General features: G+C 46.9%; 13 protein-coding genes. 8 read left to right on the top strand and 5 right to left on the bottom strand.

Annotation, left to right across the window (positions count from 1 at the left end; translation table 11 throughout):
* The first annotated feature begins 190 nt into the window (after window positions 1-190).
* The 5 genes from wsfD to A3KS_RS0107555 all read left to right on the top strand — a co-directional run bounded on the left by wsfD (window position 191) and on the right by A3KS_RS0107555 (window position 7746).
* Entirely contained in the window at window positions 191-1789 is a 1599-nt protein-coding gene (gene wsfD / locus A3KS_RS0107535; protein WP_026394398.1) for a glycan biosynthesis hexose transferase WsfD, read from the top strand.
* Window positions 1786-3393, top strand: a complete 1608-nt coding sequence (locus A3KS_RS0107540; RefSeq protein WP_026394399.1) for a DUF2334 domain-containing protein — start codon at window positions 1786-1788, stop codon at window positions 3391-3393. Before wsfD ends, A3KS_RS0107540 begins: the two co-directional genes overlap by 4 nt.
* On the top strand, window positions 3390-4646 hold the full coding sequence (locus tag A3KS_RS0107545) for a glycosyltransferase family 2 protein (protein ID WP_026394400.1): 1257 nt from the start codon (window positions 3390-3392) through the stop codon (window positions 4644-4646). The genes A3KS_RS0107540 and A3KS_RS0107545 overlap by 4 nt, the downstream gene beginning before the upstream one ends.
* Before the next feature lie 128 nt (window positions 4647-4774).
* Window positions 4775-6886: a cellulose biosynthesis cyclic di-GMP-binding regulatory protein BcsB gene (locus A3KS_RS0107550; protein ID WP_026394401.1), complete on the top strand. Its 2112-nt coding sequence runs from the start codon at window positions 4775-4777 to the stop codon at window positions 6884-6886.
* Complete coding sequence (locus A3KS_RS0107555; protein ID WP_026394402.1) at window positions 6874-7746, top strand: GGDEF domain-containing protein; 873 nt, start codon at window positions 6874-6876, stop codon at window positions 7744-7746. The genes A3KS_RS0107550 and A3KS_RS0107555 overlap by 13 nt, the downstream gene beginning before the upstream one ends.
* Window positions 7747-7820: 74 nt before the next feature.
* Here A3KS_RS0107555 and wecB read toward each other — a convergent pair whose 3' ends face one another.
* From wecB to coaBC, 5 genes are all read right to left on the bottom strand, one after another.
* Window positions 7821-8942: a non-hydrolyzing UDP-N-acetylglucosamine 2-epimerase gene (gene wecB, locus A3KS_RS0107560; protein WP_026394403.1), complete on the bottom strand. Its 1122-nt coding sequence runs from the start codon at window positions 8940-8942 to the stop codon at window positions 7821-7823.
* Between the two features lie 211 nt (window positions 8943-9153).
* Window positions 9154-10311 carry a hypothetical protein gene (locus A3KS_RS0107565; RefSeq protein ID WP_026394404.1) on the bottom strand — a complete coding sequence of 386 codons (1158 nt, stop codon included), beginning with the start codon at window positions 10309-10311 and terminating at the stop codon, window positions 9154-9156.
* On the bottom strand, window positions 10295-10774 hold the full coding sequence (locus tag A3KS_RS20530; RefSeq protein WP_035355663.1) for a threonine/serine exporter family protein: 480 nt from the start codon (window positions 10772-10774) through the stop codon (window positions 10295-10297). Before A3KS_RS20530 ends, A3KS_RS0107565 begins: the two co-directional genes overlap by 17 nt.
* Window positions 10775-10778: 4 nt before the next feature.
* Window positions 10779-11543, bottom strand: coding sequence for a threonine/serine exporter family protein (locus tag A3KS_RS0107575; RefSeq protein ID WP_026394405.1), 765 nt, complete (start codon window positions 11541-11543; stop codon window positions 10779-10781).
* Window positions 11543-12742 carry a bifunctional phosphopantothenoylcysteine decarboxylase/phosphopantothenate--cysteine ligase CoaBC gene (gene coaBC / locus A3KS_RS0107580; RefSeq protein WP_341349833.1) on the bottom strand — a complete coding sequence of 400 codons (1200 nt, stop codon included), beginning with the start codon at window positions 12740-12742 and terminating at the stop codon, window positions 11543-11545. The genes A3KS_RS0107575 and coaBC overlap by 1 nt, the downstream gene beginning before the upstream one ends.
* A 330-nt stretch (window positions 12743-13072) precedes the next feature.
* On the opposite strand from coaBC, the gene A3KS_RS0107585 reads away from it, so the two are divergent.
* The 3 genes from A3KS_RS0107585 to A3KS_RS0107595 all read left to right on the top strand — a co-directional run bounded on the left by A3KS_RS0107585 (window position 13073) and on the right by A3KS_RS0107595 (window position 16426).
* Window positions 13073-13702 (top strand): ECF transporter S component, encoded by a 630-nt coding sequence (locus A3KS_RS0107585; protein WP_026394407.1) that lies wholly within the window; start codon window positions 13073-13075, stop codon window positions 13700-13702.
* A 225-nt stretch (window positions 13703-13927) separates the two neighbouring features.
* Window positions 13928-15850 (top strand): bifunctional metallophosphatase/5'-nucleotidase, encoded by a 1923-nt coding sequence (locus tag A3KS_RS0107590; RefSeq protein ID WP_026394408.1) that lies wholly within the window; start codon window positions 13928-13930, stop codon window positions 15848-15850.
* A 120-nt stretch (window positions 15851-15970) separates the two neighbouring features.
* On the top strand, window positions 15971-16426 hold the full coding sequence (locus A3KS_RS0107595; protein WP_278247307.1) for a nucleoside deaminase: 456 nt from the start codon (window positions 15971-15973) through the stop codon (window positions 16424-16426).
* Window positions 16427-16492: the final 66 nt, after the last annotated feature.

The raw sequence follows: 16492 nt of genomic DNA on the forward strand, positions 1-16492 counted from the left end.
GAGGTTCTTTTTTAGCCGATGCGGAACAATTTGAATATAAACGCAGCAATTGGGTAAGAAATCATGGAGTCATTGAAATTTATAGCGACCACGGTTTAATCTGTGTTGGTGCCAAAAGCGACATTGGATAAGAGTTAAAAATGCCGCTGGAAAAATAAACTAAATTTAGATTTTTAAGGGGAACCGCATCATGAATAAAGACATGGACATCAATACCCTTCAAGCCAAAAAAAAACGAAACCAAAGCAGTCTCAAAATGCGGGCGTGGTCTTATAATTATTTAATGAAACCATCGACTCTGGGGGTGCTTGTTTTGTTTGGGCTGCTTTTAGTTGTTTTGTTTATACCACCGGTCATCGGAATGGGTGACGATGGCAGCACCGCCGCCATTATTTCGGGCAGTAATCTTTATAATCTCGGGGAACTGAGTCCCAAAGAAGCGCTGGCTTTTTTTCAAAAAGACTGGGGTATTATGGAATATTTCAACGATACCGGTAATGCTCAGATCACTGCCCAAACGCCTTTTCTTAATGCCGCAAGAAATCTGGATCGGGCCTATACCTGGGATGGGCTGTTTGATATGCGGTTTTACGGTGCTGTCATTGCGTTTTTTTATCTGATTGCGATGTACTTTTTATTTGAAACAGTTACCTATGGCAAGCGTGCCACGTGGACTTATATCATTGTTGGTCTGGGGGTGATTATTTTCGGAGATACGGCCTATACCGCCTGGGTCAATTCGTTTTACCCCCAGGCCCTCAGTTTTTTTCTGGTGACCATTCTGGGGTCATCGCTTATTCTAATGGGGCAGGAAAAGCTGAATGATTATCTCCTGATTGGCTGCTTTTTCTTAAGTGCGCTATTGCTTTGCCTCTTAAACCAGCAATATGCCCTGCTTGGTCTTTTTTTGGGAATTCTGGGGATCAATCTCAAATACGTGGATGAAAAAAAACACTTTCAACGAATTTGTGTTATTTGTGGCAGTCTGCTGTTACTATCTTCACTGGCGGCATTTTTTATCATGCCCAATGAATTGTCAAAGCTAAGTACTTATCATAGTATGACTCGGGGGGTATTGATGACTGCCGACAACCCGGAGCAAGCCCTGGAAGAATTTTCAATCAATCCCCAGTACGCCGTTTTAACCGGAACCTCCTATTATCAGGCGATTTCGCCGGAAACCATGGACAGTCCGGAGATGGCGGCGACTTTTTTCAGCAAGGTAAATCCCACCGGGGTGGCGATTTATTATCTGGCCAATCCCGGTCAATTATATGAAATGCTCAATCGCTCGGTGGACAGCAGCTTTAATATCCGACCAGCCTGGCTTGGTAATTACGAAATAACCCAGGGTTATCCGCCGGGAGCTCAAACCAGCTTTTTTACCCTATGGAGTTATCTCAAAGCCAATTACTTACCAGGAAATTTTGGCTTTATCATCATCTGGACAGGGGTGCTTATTGGGGTTTACGTCCGCTTTTTCAGAAAAGGGATCATCGAAAAAAACGAACGCAATACCCTGCGTTTTGTGGGGCTGATGACCTGGCTGTTTATCGGGCTCTGGGAATTGTATGTGGCGATTATCACTTCCGGGGATACCGATACCCTGGGCCATTTATTTATTTTTTCGCTGACTTTTGATCTGATATCATTTGTTATTCTGGGGAAATTCATCCATTGGCTTGAGAAACAATTGCGAAAGGTTGATTGGGAGGCTCGCAAACAGGCATTTTTGCAGCGGAACAAGGATAAGCAAAAGAATCGGGAACAGCGAGGTTATCGACTATGAAGCAGAGCATTTTGATTCTCATCGTGTTGACTTTAATCGTTTTGCCGATGCCGGCTATTGATGGAGAAGAGGCTGACGCGAAAGATAACCTCACCATGACCACAAAGGAGGTATTACTGATCTATGACCAGTTGGCCGTGGACACGGTTTATCGCGATAATCTCAACACCGTGGAAACTCTGTTGAGTGCGCTGTCCCAGACGGCGGAAATAGTTGCCATCGATGATTACGATGCTGGACAGATGTCCGGTTATCAAAAAGTGATCATCTTAAAAAATACCAAAAATGTCATTAATAACCCAGCTTTTATGGCAGACTGTCAGAATTATTCCGGGGCACTGCTTTATATCGGCTTTGTTGCTCCGGGACTGATTCCAAGTCTGGACAGTGTTCCGATCAGCCGTCAAATGGGACGGACAGTGTCTGTGAATCTGAATGGCCTGGCTAGCAACAGCATCTGGGTTGATGATTTACGGGTAGTTGATGAACAGCCTGGTCCCGGACAAACAGCCATCAGCGTTGGGACATCAGTCTATCCGTTTTCCAAAACGATGGAGCGACTGACCTTTGTACCGACATTGATTGGTGATCCAGGGTTTACCCTGGGCCTGGGAGAAACCCTGAAAGACTGGTTTGGGCTGGCAGCAACGGCCCAGATGACCCTGTTAATCCCGGATATTTATCCTTTTTCGGATTTAAATATGGTCATCGAAACCAGTAATGCTTTTTACGCCAACGGTATCCCTTTTGCTCTGGGGGTGGTTCCCATCGATGATAACATGGATTTTCCGGCTATGGCCCGTTTTTATCAGGTATTGCGATATGTTCAGTCAAGAAATGGTACCATCATTGTCCACCGCCCCAGTCCTGCCACCGTGAGCGACGGCAATGCGGTGCTATCGGAAAAAATGTATGCGGTCATTACCAAAATGGTTGAAAACGGCGTCTATCCTCTGGGTCTGGCAACTGGAGAAAGCCTGTTTTTTGATGAAGTCAGCAACGTTAATCCCTTAAATCTTTTTTCATCAGGAATTATCCTGCCAGATTCCGGTGTTACTGAGCCAGGTAGCAAAGAAACCTGGGCGCTGCGTTGGGCCAGCCTGGGAGTCAGTCTTGAAACGATTGCCGGTACCAGCAGCCAGAATCGCAACTTTGGCAATTATCCCATTAATACCACCATTATTATGCCGCTGCCGGCAAATGAAGCGGCCCTGGCTGCCCAGCTGGGGATTATTAATAATAAGTGGCTTACGCTGACAGATTATAAACGGCTGAATAATTATTGGACCATCGGCCAGAATACCATCGCAAGCAGTGCTTCGGGAATTTGGGTCAATGGTCTTCCGGTCTCGCTGAGCTATGATGAAGAACCCATCGAAGCCGATTATCGCTATCAAAAAGCGCCGGAGTATAGTCTGGAAAAAATATTTACGGCTGGCAACACCTTTCTGCTGACGGTGGTCGGGATCATCATTTTACTTTTTATCGTTATCGTCATTTTTAGTCGCCGGGTGTATCTGAACAAGTTCAGAAAAGTAGTCAGCAATGAAGAAAAAAAGGAGCCGGTCAAAAATTTACCAGATCAGGAGGACAACACCCCGTGAATGTTTTTGATTATTTAATGCTGATCAACATCTTTTTAATCTGGAGTCTCTTATTTGTGAATATTGTCTTGATTGTGGCCGGATATGTTTATTATCTGAAGGTGGAAAAGGAGCCGCCACCGGAAATAATTGGCGAACATCCCTTTGTTTCGATTATGGTTCCGGCTCATAACGAAGGGGTGGTTATTGTCAAAACGGTGGCGGCGCTGCTGGCTTTTGACTATCCCTGGGATCGTTACGAAATTATTGTGATCAATGATAACTCATCGGATAACAGTGCCGAGTTGCTCAAAGAAATCCAGGACTCCAACCCCAGCCGCAACCTGACTGTCATCAATACCGATAATATAACCGGCGGTAAGGGCAAATCCAATGCTCTTAATATTGGCTATCAGCAGGCCAAAGGCGAGTTTATTGCCATCTACGATGCTGATAATACCCCGGAACACAAGGCACTCACCTACCTGGCTGCCGAACTAAGGGCTGATGATTCGCTGGGGGCTGTGATCGGAAAATTCCGGACCCGAAATAAGGAGGTCAATCTGCTGACCCGCTTTATCAATATTGAAACCCTGTCGTTTCAGTGGATGGCCCAGGCCGGTCGGTGGCAATTGATGAAGCTGTCCACCATTCCGGGAACCAATTTCATTCTCCGGCGGACCATCATCGAAGCTATTGGCGGATGGGATGAAAAAGCTGTGGCTGAAGATACCGAAATCAGCTTCCGGATCTATCTGATGGGCTATAAAATTAAATTCCAGCCTAAGGCAGTAACCTGGGAACAGGAACCCCAAACCCTGGGAGTCTGGTTCAGACAACGAACCCGTTGGGTCAAGGGCAATGTTTATGTGCTGATTAAAAATATCGGCTATCTGGTTGATAAGGATGCTAGGAAAATCCGTTTTGATATTTTCTATTTCTTATCCACGTATTTTTTACTCCTGACGGCACTGGTGGTATCGGATGTTATTTTCTTTATGAATATGGCTGGGCTGGTATCGACGACCATCCAGGGATTCAGCAATCTGCTCTGGTTTACTGCCTTCATCATGTTTATTTTGGGCGTCTTTATTGCGCTGACTACCGAAAAAGGGGAGATGACCGTTTCCAATTTTTTTATCATCGCGCTGATGTACTTTACTTATTGCCAAATGTGGATCATCGTAACCGTATACGGAGTTTTTCAGTATTTTATAGACCGCATAAAAAAACAGGACAGCAAATGGTACAAAACCGAGCGCTTCCAGGGCTGAAAGGATCGTATTTTAATACGAAACGGTCGTTAGCTTTAGGAACAATTTTTACACTGCACATAAAGAAAGCTTTGAACAACTTTATAGCTTCAAAAAGACCTCACTAAAATGACACAAAGGAGGAGAAGATGAAACGATTAACGATCATGATAATTTTACTGAGTTTGTCGCTGACGATGTTGATACAGCCGGTCAGCGCGGCCAATTATGGTGGGGTACCGCAGTCGGAAGCGCGGACGGCGCCCCAGACCTTTGTTACTAATTTTTCTGATCATTCCATGAAGGGGCTGTTTTCAACCGCCGAACAAACCTTCTGGATTGCCAAAGACTGGAATGTGGAATCGGTGCTGCTGCATCTCGAATATCGGGTCACTCAATTGGCCGACACGCAGCTGTCCAGTCTGACGGTGGCGATTAACGAGACTTATTTTTATTCGTTGCGCCCGGCTGATAATTCCGGAAACCGTCATGGCATCGATATCTATGTGCCACTGGAGTCACTTCAGCAGGGCTACAACAATATCAGAATTGACGGCTACATGCGGACCCAAAATGCGCTGCCCTGTGTCGATGATGTCAGCGAGGCCAATTGGCTGGATATTTTCAAAGAATCGAATCTTTCGGTCAGGTTTGACAAAAACGCTTTTACCACCAGTATTGATTCCTTCTATAATCGTTTTTTTGAAGTGGATGCCCTGAGATATGGGGAATCGGCGTTTGTTATTTCAGACGCTGACAATCCGGCGGAACTGAATGCCGCCCTGTTGGGAATCTCTGGTGTATCCAATCAGACCATTTATCCTGATGGATATTTTCCGATTTTGACATTCAGTGATCCAGCCGCAAATCTGCCACTGAACAGAATCGTTATCGCCGGGTACGATCAGCTTCCGGATAATTACCGGAGTCAGGCTGACCAGAATGGCATCAATGATGAGGATGCCCTATTGGTTCTAATCAACGAAGGAAGCGGAACGAATACCCTGATCATTACTGCCAAAAACGATGTGGCCCTGATCAATGCCGGTCGGATGTTGGGAAACCCGGCCTTGATGAATCAATTGCAGTCGACCACCAAGCTATTGGGAAAAACTGCAGACATTAAAACCCAAGTTTATGAGGCGGAAACCTATATCAGTTTTGCCGGTTCAGAAGGAACCTATTACAAAGGGCCCTTTCATCAGGTTAAAGAATTTGCCATCAATTATCCGTCCAATCGCAGTTTGACCAATGCCAGTGAATTCTACCTCAATTACCGGTATTCAGAAAACCTTGACTTTGACCGGTCATTGATGACAGTTTATATTAATGACGTTCCCGTTGGCAGCAGGAAGCTTTCACAGCATATGGCCGGGGGGGATGAGGCCACGATTCCGATTCCCACCGATATTGATATCGGGGGTTCATTTCAGGTGAAGGTGACCTTTGATCTGGAAATCAAAGATCTCTGGTGCAGTTTGCGCCAGGGCGATATGCCCTGGGCATACATCACCCCCAGTACGATGTTAAAAATCAACTCCGTCGCCAATCAGGATCTGGTTTTTGAAAACTATCCCGCCCCCTTTGTCACTGATTATAGTTACAACGCGGTCAGTCTGGTGGTGCCGGATCAGTTGGATGGTGAAACCACCAACCTGCTGGCCAAAATGTTTCGGGTGATGGGACGCTATACCAAAGGGAATACCGGGGAGATAACCGTGCTTTATCCCGAAGAAATGAACGAGGCGGCACTTTACGCCAATATTATTGCGGTGGGTACCTATGACAATAATAGCTTTATCAAAAGCAATAACGATAAGCTGTATTTTCAGTTTAACGAAGACGGTACCAGCTTCCTGTCCAATGAAAAGCTGGTAATCGACCCGTCCTATGGTAAGACCCTGGGTTCGGCCCAGCTGCTGGATTCCTTGTACAGTAAACCGGGCCGGGCCAGTCTGATGGTTGTGGCACCGGATCAGACGGGTTTGGTGGCGATCGGCAATAACCTTGGCGAAATGAAAAACCTGGGCAGACTGTCAGACGATGCCACTTTGGCAGACGCCAATGGTAAGGTGCTGACCTATCGCTTTAAAGCACCAAAAAATCCCACCATTGCAGTAGCACAACAAATCGCTGTGAGTCAGGAAGCCCAGATTTTTCTGGTCGTCAGCATTATGGTGCTGATTCTGCTGGCAGTGGGGTTGGTTATGGTGGTTCGCAAAAATGGGATTGAAATCAGGAAGGGAGGATGGCGAAAATGAAAAATCGGGATCAGGTTTTATCCGATATGGGGATTGTTTTCTTTCTGGTTTTAACCTTTGTTACCATTACCTTTACCGCCCAGGATTCCGCCCACTATATTCAGAATTTAGTGATGTTGAACGTTACCTTTCTGGTTATCCTGATTACTTATTTTAGTAATATAACCCTGGGTCTGGTCACCAACGGGATCGTGATTTTTTTCTATATCTCCTACACGATTTTTCTGGTGCTGGTCAATGGCGAACCCTTGACAGCTTCCTCATATTTCTGGATTGTGCTGCTGCCTCTGTTCACCTATGTGGTCAGCTTAATGACCGGAAGAAATCTGGCGCTGCAGAACCGGGTTAAAGAGCTGGAAGATGAAAATGTCAGTTTGTCCACCGTCGATCCGGCTACCGGACTGCGGAATTTTCGAACCTTGATCAGCGATGCCAAAATTTTCATCGGTATGTCAAAACGGGGACAGATTGAGTTATCGTTGATGATGATCAAATTTCGACATTATAAAGAAATCAAACGAATTTTGGGAGAAGAGCGGTTGCCGCTGTTTATCCGGCAAATGACGGAGGTGATGCACCGCAGTCTGCGGTCAGAAGATACCCTCTATTTGGTCGAAAAAGACGATATTACCTTTGGCTTGTTTTTAATTACCGATACGGCCGGAACAAAAATTGTCGAAAACCGGATCAGAAGTCACATGAAAAGCGAAGAATTTTATACCATTACGGCCCCTTATGAGGTGGAAATTGATCTAAAAATCGGAGTGTTCCATTGTGACGAGTGTAAATCGGGGGAAGCAGTTTCGCCGCTGGAATTTATTGAAAAAGCCCGAAAAGAAATGGAATACGATGTTGGTTAGGACTGAAATAGTTTTATGAGTTGTAAAAAAGACCAGGATTTATAGTGCTTTGGCACAAAAATCCTGGTCTTTTTTTATAAGTTAAAATATTCGGCGATGGCCGTACAGATGCGGTGGGACGTTTTGCCATCGCCATAGGGGTTAACGGCATGAGCCATGGTTTGGTAGGCATCGGGGTCGTCCAGCAGCTGCTGGGTGATTCGGATAATGTCGTTTTTATCAACGCCGCCCATCACGACGGTTCCGGCAGTGACGGCTTCGGGCCGTTCGGTTTCGTGGCGCAACACTACCACTGGCTTGCCCAGCGCCGGGGCTTCCTCCTGAATGCCGCCAGAATCGGTGAGCACCAGATAGGCACGACCCATCAGGTTGGACATTTGGCTGTAATCCAGAGGTGCCAGAATATGAACCCGGTCAAGATCAGCGAGCAACGGCAGGGCTGTTTCGGCAATCAGGGGATTGGGATGCATCGGAAAAACCACCTCCACATCCGGATTGGCCAGAACCAGTTCACGGATGGCAGAGAAGATATGTTCCATCGGCACACCGATATTTTCCCGGCGGTGCGAGGTCAATAAAATCACCCGCCTGTTTTGGTAGTCGATGGTGTTAAGAAGCGGGTTTTCAAAATGGTAGTCGGCCTTAACGGTCATGAGTAACGCATCGATGACCGTATTGCCAGTAATAATAATTTGGTTTTGGGGAATATCTTCCCGGATCAGATTATCCCGATTGCCGACGGTGGGGCAAAAATGCAGATCCCCCAGCTGGCTGATGAGGGTCCGGTTCATTTCTTCCGGGTAGGGGGAGTACTTATTTTTAGTCCGCAGGCCAGCTTCGACATGACCAATCGGGATCTGTTCATAAAAAGCCGACAGGGCTGCGGCAAAAGCGGTGGTGGTATCGCCATGAACCAAAATCATATCCGGAGCCTCAGCTGCCAGGATCGGTTTCAGCTCGTTGAGAATACTGGCCGTGAGATAGGACAGGGTTTGGCCGGGCTTCATCAGGTTCAGATCATAATCGGCGGTGATAGAAAAGAGTTCCAGCACCTGATCCAGCATTTCTCGGTGTTGGGCGGTCAGCGTTACCAGCGTCTGGAAACGGGGATCTTTTTTTAAAGCAATTACCAGCGGCGCCATTTTGATGGCCTCCGGCCGGGTTCCAAAAAGAATCATGATTTTGATTTTTTTCATGGTTACTCACTTTCTTCCAGTTCTAACATATCGATTTTTAGCGAGCGAGTGGGAGTCGCTGAGATATAAAAAAAGCTAAAGCAGTACCGACAATTGTTATATCATGTTGTACGCATCGGAGCGGACATGGCAAAGCCTGTCCGATGCCGCGGCGAACAACAGATTAACAATTGGTCGGTACGGATCCATTAAGGAATCCTGGTGCGAGCGATTATTTGTTATAAACCAGCCCCAGCAGAGCCTGAAGGTTATCGTAGGAGTAGGCATTATTGTTATAGCCGAAACCACCGTAGAAAGGACTCTGGGAATCGGCATTCTGATGTTTTTTTAGTTGGGTCAGGGAGTTGCCGGTTAAAAACTCATTTCCCAGCATCGCACCAATCTGAGCGGCGATGCCGTAGGCAGCTGAAGATTCCTGAGTATCCAGGGCCGCTCCGGTATGGGGATCATAATAAGAATAGAGGGTGCCACTGGCGACCTTTTCTTCCAGCCAATCAATGGATTGGGGGGAATAGATTCCGGCTTGAGCCAGATTCTGGATCACCATCAGGCTGTCCAGAATGTTTATTTTTCCGTCAGCATCGGTATAGCTGCGCTTTTGAGGATCATAGCTTTTATGATGAAGCGGCAGGGTTTCGCTAATAAAGCTGCCCAGCAGAATCTGCTGGTTTGTATTCACGGCTGTGGTGATTTCAGGTTTTGCAGCCGCCAGCGTCTGGAGGGCCGAAAGGTTGATATAAGCCACTTCGACGGTTTTATCCTGGGTGGGACTGGTGGCGCTGTAATAACTGACCAGGTAGTCGGACTGAAACCCCCTGATCGGTAATTGATTTTCCAGCATCTCAAGAATTTTCGACGCTGAATCATCGAGCGGCCATTGTGCTTTGGCCAGGGCCAGGGTCTGGTAAATCCGCAGATCATCGATGGTGGCTGAAACATTGGTGATCGGATCACTGTTTTCGACGATGCGCCACAACAAAATATCATCGAAGATCAGATGATCCTGGATATAGTCAGTGGTTTCATGAAAAAGTTGTTGGTCCCCGGTTAAGCGGGCATACTCCAATAATAATCCCATCGACTCAGAAAGAACCTCATGACCGGTCGATAGGTCTCCGGTTTGTGCAGTGTTCTGATAATTGGTATAAATACCGCCATCAGGAGAAGTCAGCTGATTGTGGATAAAGGCCTGGCAGTTCAGAGTTTCCCGGGAAAGCGGGTTGATCGGTGCTAACGGGGCAGATTTAATAGGGGCATAATCAGCCAGTTGGGTCGTATCCTCTGGCCGGGAAAAAAAAGATCCCCAGATTACCACAATCAAACCGGCCAACCCAACCAGAATAAGCGACCATTTAAGTTTTTTTGCCATGATTTAACTTCTTTCCTATTTTTGAAGAACCTTTCAGCATCACCTTACGAACCAGATTAACAGTGGATGAGACCATAATAATGCCCACCGCCAGTGCTCCGGAGATCAGCAGGGTGTGAATGCCGGTGGAGATCCCAAGATCGATCTCGCCGTTGATAAAATAAAGCATGGTATAGTAGATGCCGCCGCCGGGCACTAGTGGAATCAGAGCCACGGCCAGATAAATGGTGGTGGGTGATTTGGTTAAACGGGCCAGCACCTCAGCATAGAGTGAGATCGCAATGGTGGCTAGCAGATAGAGAAGGACGTCATTGGAAATAACCAGTTGAAAAAGGACATAAACCAATTGTCCCAACATCCCGCCCAGAGCGGCAAGGAGCAGCTTGTTCCGGGGGATATTAAAGACGATGGCAAAGGCCAGGGACGCGCCAAAAGCATATAAACAGGGTGTGATATAATTCATGGCTTCAACCTCCCCAGAATGGTCGCAATAAACTCAGAGGTACAGCTACCCCGGCGGCAATGGCCGCACCAATCAGCAGGGCCTCAATGCCCTTGGTCAAACCGGAAAGATAATCCCCGGCGATAATATCCCGGATCGAATTGGTAATCGCCAGTCCGGGTACCAGCGTCATAATTGAGCCAATAATAATGGTATCCATATTGGTGCTCAGCCCCAGACCGGCAGCAGTTAGGGCAACCGTGGAGACGATTAAGCCCCCGACAATATTGGTGAAAAAAACATTGGCCTCAAAGCGACCCATGATATCCATTTGCAGTTTAATTCCAATACCAATCAGAAATCCGACGCAGCTATCCATCAGACTTCCCCCAAAAAACAGGGTGAACATCTGAGAAATAAAGGCGAAAGCTAAAACATGAAGATAGTAAGGATAAGAGGGGATGGTATCGATACGTCTGATTTCTGCCAGTAGATCTTTGTAGTTGGTGGGTTCAAAGCAGATCTGACGGGACAAATGATTAATTTCCGAGACCTTGGTCAAATCTATTTTACGGGAGTGAATCCGTCGCGTTCGGGTCAGCGGAAGCTCCCCTTCCAGAGTGACAGAGATGATGATGGTGGTCGGGACAACAAAAATTTCAGCCTCCTTGGCACCAAGGGCAATACAGATCCGATGCATGGATTCTTCCACCCGGTAGGTTTCCGCACCATTGGAAAGGAGGATAACCCCCATTTCCATGGCAACATGACTGAGTTGGTTAATGGTCATTACAGTTCATCCAGGATCGCATCAAGAATCCGGTGGGCCACCGCTTCTTTGGATAAAAGGGGCAGGGCCTCGGTTTTTTCCAGGGTAATAATCGTCACCCGGTTGGTGGCGGTATTAAAACCGGCTCCCTTTTCCTTTAAATTGTTGGCCACCATCATATTCACATTTTTAAAATAAAGCTTTTCTTTGGTGTTCTCGATCATATTTTCAGTTTCCATCGAAAAACCGCAGATAAACTGGTCGGACCGCTTTTTTTCGCCAATTGTTTTTAAAATATCGATGGTCGGAGTCAGGTTGATAACAGGCCGTCCATCCCGTTTTTTGATTTTTTCAGTGGCCACTTCAGTGGGTTTGAAATCGGCAACGGCGGCGGCCTTAATGACGATATCGGTAGCCTCAAAATGATCCATTACCTGGGAGCACATGTCACTGGCGGATACGACCGGGACAAGATTGACAAAGGCTGGCGGGTTTAAAGCGGTTTTGCCACTGATCAGGGTCACATCAGCGCCCCGGAGCATCGCGGCCTGGGCCAGGGCATAACCCATTTTTCCGCTGGAATGATTGGTAATGTAGCGGACCGGGTCGATAGCCTCACAGGTCGGGCCAGCGGTAATCATAATTTTTTTGCCCTTGAGATCATGAAAAAAGGCAATTTCCTGAAGAATATGATTAACCAGTAGCTCCTCATCCGGAAGTTTCCCAGCACCGACATCCTTACAGGCCAGCATACCCACCGCCGGATTGATGATCTTGTAGCCCAGCTTTTTCAGGCTTTTGAGATTGTTTTGGACGATCGGATTTTCGTACATGGCGGTATTCATCGCTGGTGCGATCAGCTTGGGACAGTGGCAGGCCATGATCGTGGTGGTGAGCATATCGTCGGCAATCCCGGCATTGATTTTGCCGATCACATTGGCTGAAGCTGGTGCCACCATAAAAAGATCGGCTCGTTTGGCCAGACTGATATGGGCCACATCATAAGAGATATTGCGGTCAAAGGTATCAACAATACACTTATTGCCGGTTAAACTCTCGAAGACCAGGGGGGCAATAAACTCCTGGGCGTTTTTTGTCATTATGACTTGAACATCGCAGCCCATTTTGGCCAGACTGCTGGCCACGTTGGCCATTTTATAAGCGGCGATACTTCCGGTAATGCCCAGAACAACAGTTTTATTTTTTAATATATTTTTCATCGACTTTCCTTTTCCGGTTGTTTTCATTAGTTTTCATAATCATTATACCAAACCCGGGGGTCAGGAGTAAATATAAGTTTTTATTGTATTCAGATAGCCGGTTGCTACCGTACCGATCAATTGTTAATCTGTTGTTCGCTGCGGGTTCGGACAGGCTATCGCCATGTTCGCCCCGATGCGAACAACATGATGTAACAATAGTCGGTACTACGTTTTTTTTTAGAAGTAAATCAAATGTTAATATAAATTTTTATTGAAAATAAGTTAAAAAGGCGTTAAAATGTAGGTGCATTGTATCCGGCGTGACTGGAACGATAGCGGGAGGTTAAAATGAAAAATACAAAGACCAACGATTTGGTCAAACTATCCTTTTTTGTAGCGATTATTATTTTGTTGGCGGCGACACCGTTTCTTGGCTATATCCCCCTGGGATTCACCCGTGCTACCATTATTCATATCCCCGTCATTATTGGCAGTATTATTCTGGGACCATTCTATGGTGCTTTTCTGGGATTTGTTTTTGGACTGACTAGTTTAATCAATAACACCTTTAATCCCACGGTGACATCATTTGTTTTCACGCCGTTCTATTCCCTGGGAACTTATTCTGGTAATTTCTGGAGTCTGGTGATCTGTTTTGTCCCCCGAATTCTGGTCGGCGTAGTGCCCCATTATGTTTTTAAGGGGATGAAGAAAGTAAAGAACAATGATGTGTTGGCATTGACCCTTGCTGGAGTTGCTGGTTCATTGACTAATACTCTGCTGGTCATGAATTTTATTTATCTGTTTTTTGGACAAAGCTATGCCGAAGCCAAAAATGTGGCATTATCGACTTTATACGGCGTCATTCTGTCAGTAATTGCGATCAATGGTATTCCCGAAGCGATTGTGGCGGGAATTCTCACCACAGCGATTTGTAAGGCGCTATTGCGATATACCGGTAAACCAGCCCTGCAATAAGCCACTGGTTTTAGATTAACAATAATAAAAATGTAAACTGTTTCGGGCGAAAATCCTGAAGCAGTTTTTTTGTTAGTTTTTTGATCGGTTTTTATGGTATTAATTTGCGTAATGAATTAATTTTAATAAATTGAGTTTAATAAATTGATTTTATTACTTTGATATCCTGCGAAAAGAATATATAATGAAGATAAAATAACCGCAGATTAGTAAAAAGGAGTTGTGATGAAACAGATTAATAAGGTTCTTGGTTTACTGCTGATCGTGCTGATGATAATGGGATGTTGGGGATCCATGACCTTTGCGGCAACGGTCAATGATGATCAGACCATCACCCTCAAAATCATTCATACGAATGACACCCATTCCCGTTATAGTTACAGTGCCAAGAACAATACCATCGGCTATGCCAAGCTTAAGACCATTATCAATCAGGAGAGTCCTGATTTGACTGTTGATGCCGGGGATATCTTTCATGGCCAGTCCTTTGCTACCATCGAAACCGGCGGTTCGATTGCCGAACTGATGGCGGCGGTAGGCTTTGATGCCATGGCCCCCGGGAATCATGATTTTAATTATGGGAGCGCGCGATTGCTGGAATTGGGAATCATGGCCAACACCAAAATTCTGGGCAATAATGTGACCGATAGTGATTCCGGAAATCCTTTTTTTAATGATGACTACCTGATCAAGGAAATTGCGGTGGACGGCGAGATCTTAAAAATCGGCGTGTTTGGACTGATCAGTCCGGACATTTATGGGGATACGGCTCCGGCCAACGTAGCGGGACTAACCTTTGGCACCCGGGAGTCCGTCATTGCCACGGCCCAGCAGGCAGTAGCAGCTCTGGAAGCCCGGGACTGTGATGTGATTGTGGCTCTGACCCATATCGGTGATTCGGACAATGGAACCCTGATGCGCAGCGATGCCATTGCCCAGGGGGCACCGGGAATCGATGTGATTGTCGACGGCCATACCCATGATGTGGAAAACCGGGAAGTTAACGACACCCTGATTGTTCAGACCGGCTGTTTTTTTAGCGCGGTAGGTGAGGTTGAGATTACGCTGAAAAAAGCAGTAGCACTGGCCGCCCGGATTGAAATCCCGGAAGCTGAAAATACCGAAGCAGTACTAGCAGAAGAAACAGCAGAAGAAACAGCAAAAAATGAATTAATATCAGCTGAAATGATTGAACCAGAAATTCCGACGGAGGAAACGGGAGTGGTGGCAGCAGCGACGGAAGTCTCCTATACGGTTGTGAGTAAAACAGCCAATCTGACAACCGTGGCCGAGGCGACTGATGATGTGATTCCGGCGGACCCGACGGTGGCGGCCCTGACGGCTGCTATCGAAGCTCGGGAAGATCCGATAAAAAAACAGGTGGTTGGCAATACCCCGGTAAAACTGGGCGGGAGTACCGACAATATCTGGCAGGATGTGCGGCTGGGTGAACTGAACCTGGGTCGAGCCCTGTCCGACAGTTACCGGTTTGTCACCGGTGCTGATATTGCCGCTGAAAATGCCGGGGGAATCCGGGCTCAGATTCCGGCTGGAGAGATCAACAAGGGTCAGGTTATCGACGTGCTGCCCTTTGGAAATTATCTGGTGACCAAGTCGGTTTCCGGAGCTGATGTTAAAAAAATGCTGGAAACCAGCATTGAGATTGGTGTCAATAACCAGATTGCCAATGATAAAAATGACAACTCATGGCCCAGCAACAGCGGCAGCTACCTTCAGTGGAGCGGCATAACCGCCGCCTATGATTTAACGAAGCCCGTGGGCCAGCGGGTTTTCTCAGCCAAGGTGGGGACGGCAGACCTTGATCCCAATCGGATGTACACCATCGCCTGCAATAATTATCTGGCCACCAGTAGTGATTACCCGGGGTTACAGGCCGCCGCCATCATTAATGAGTATTCGGCCTGTGACGAAGCCTTTATCAGCTATCTCCAGAATGCCGGCAACGAACGCTTTATAACGGCAATTAACAGCCCCAATGTGACTGCCGGAACAGCGCCAAAACCGACGCCCAATCCCCAGCCGATACAGCCGGCGCAAAAGCAGTCGGCCAATAATCCCCGAACCGGCTATCAGACATGGCCCTGGACGATTATGTTCAGAGCAGTGCTTAACTTTGGGATTCTGTAAATAATGGTTCGTAGGGGTGGTTATTAACTGTCCGCAAGGTTGATCTTATAACAAGGGCCACTGGTAGGATTGCTCTAGCCATGAATAGAGGGGGAAACGATTATCGATAAAAAAAACAATCTGCAGAAGATCATGGCCCTGGCCATTGAAGCGGCAAAAGAAGGTGCGGCCAGAGGCGAGGTTCCGATCGGGGCGGTGCTGCTTTGCGACGGCAAGATCATCGCTCGGGCTCACAACCAGAAAGAAAGCCTAGCCGACCCAACCGCCCATGCCGAAATGCTGGTGATCCGGGCCGGGGCACAGAAACTGGGCCGCTGGCGGCTGGATGACTGTCAGCTCTATGTTACCGCTGAACCCTGTGTGATGTGTATGGGGGCGATTATCCAGGCCCGGATTCCGGTACTGGTCTATGGTGTTGCCGAAAAGAGATTTGGCGGGGTCGAATCCACCGCCCGGTTGGGACAACACCCGATGCTGCCCAAACAGATGGAGATTTACGCAGGGATTTGTGAAGCTGCCTGCGAAGAAATGTTGACTACTTTTTTTGAGAATTTGAGAACGGCAGAAAATGGTTGAATGGTGTTTTATTTTGGTTGCGATCAGACTAAGCAGCAATGTGGCAAAGGTCTAAAAACGGCTAAT

Source organism: Acetobacterium malicum subsp. dehalogenans DSM 11527 (assembly GCF_000472665.1).
In the GTDB taxonomy this organism is placed as follows: domain Bacteria; phylum Bacillota; class Clostridia; order Eubacteriales; family Eubacteriaceae; genus Acetobacterium; species Acetobacterium malicum.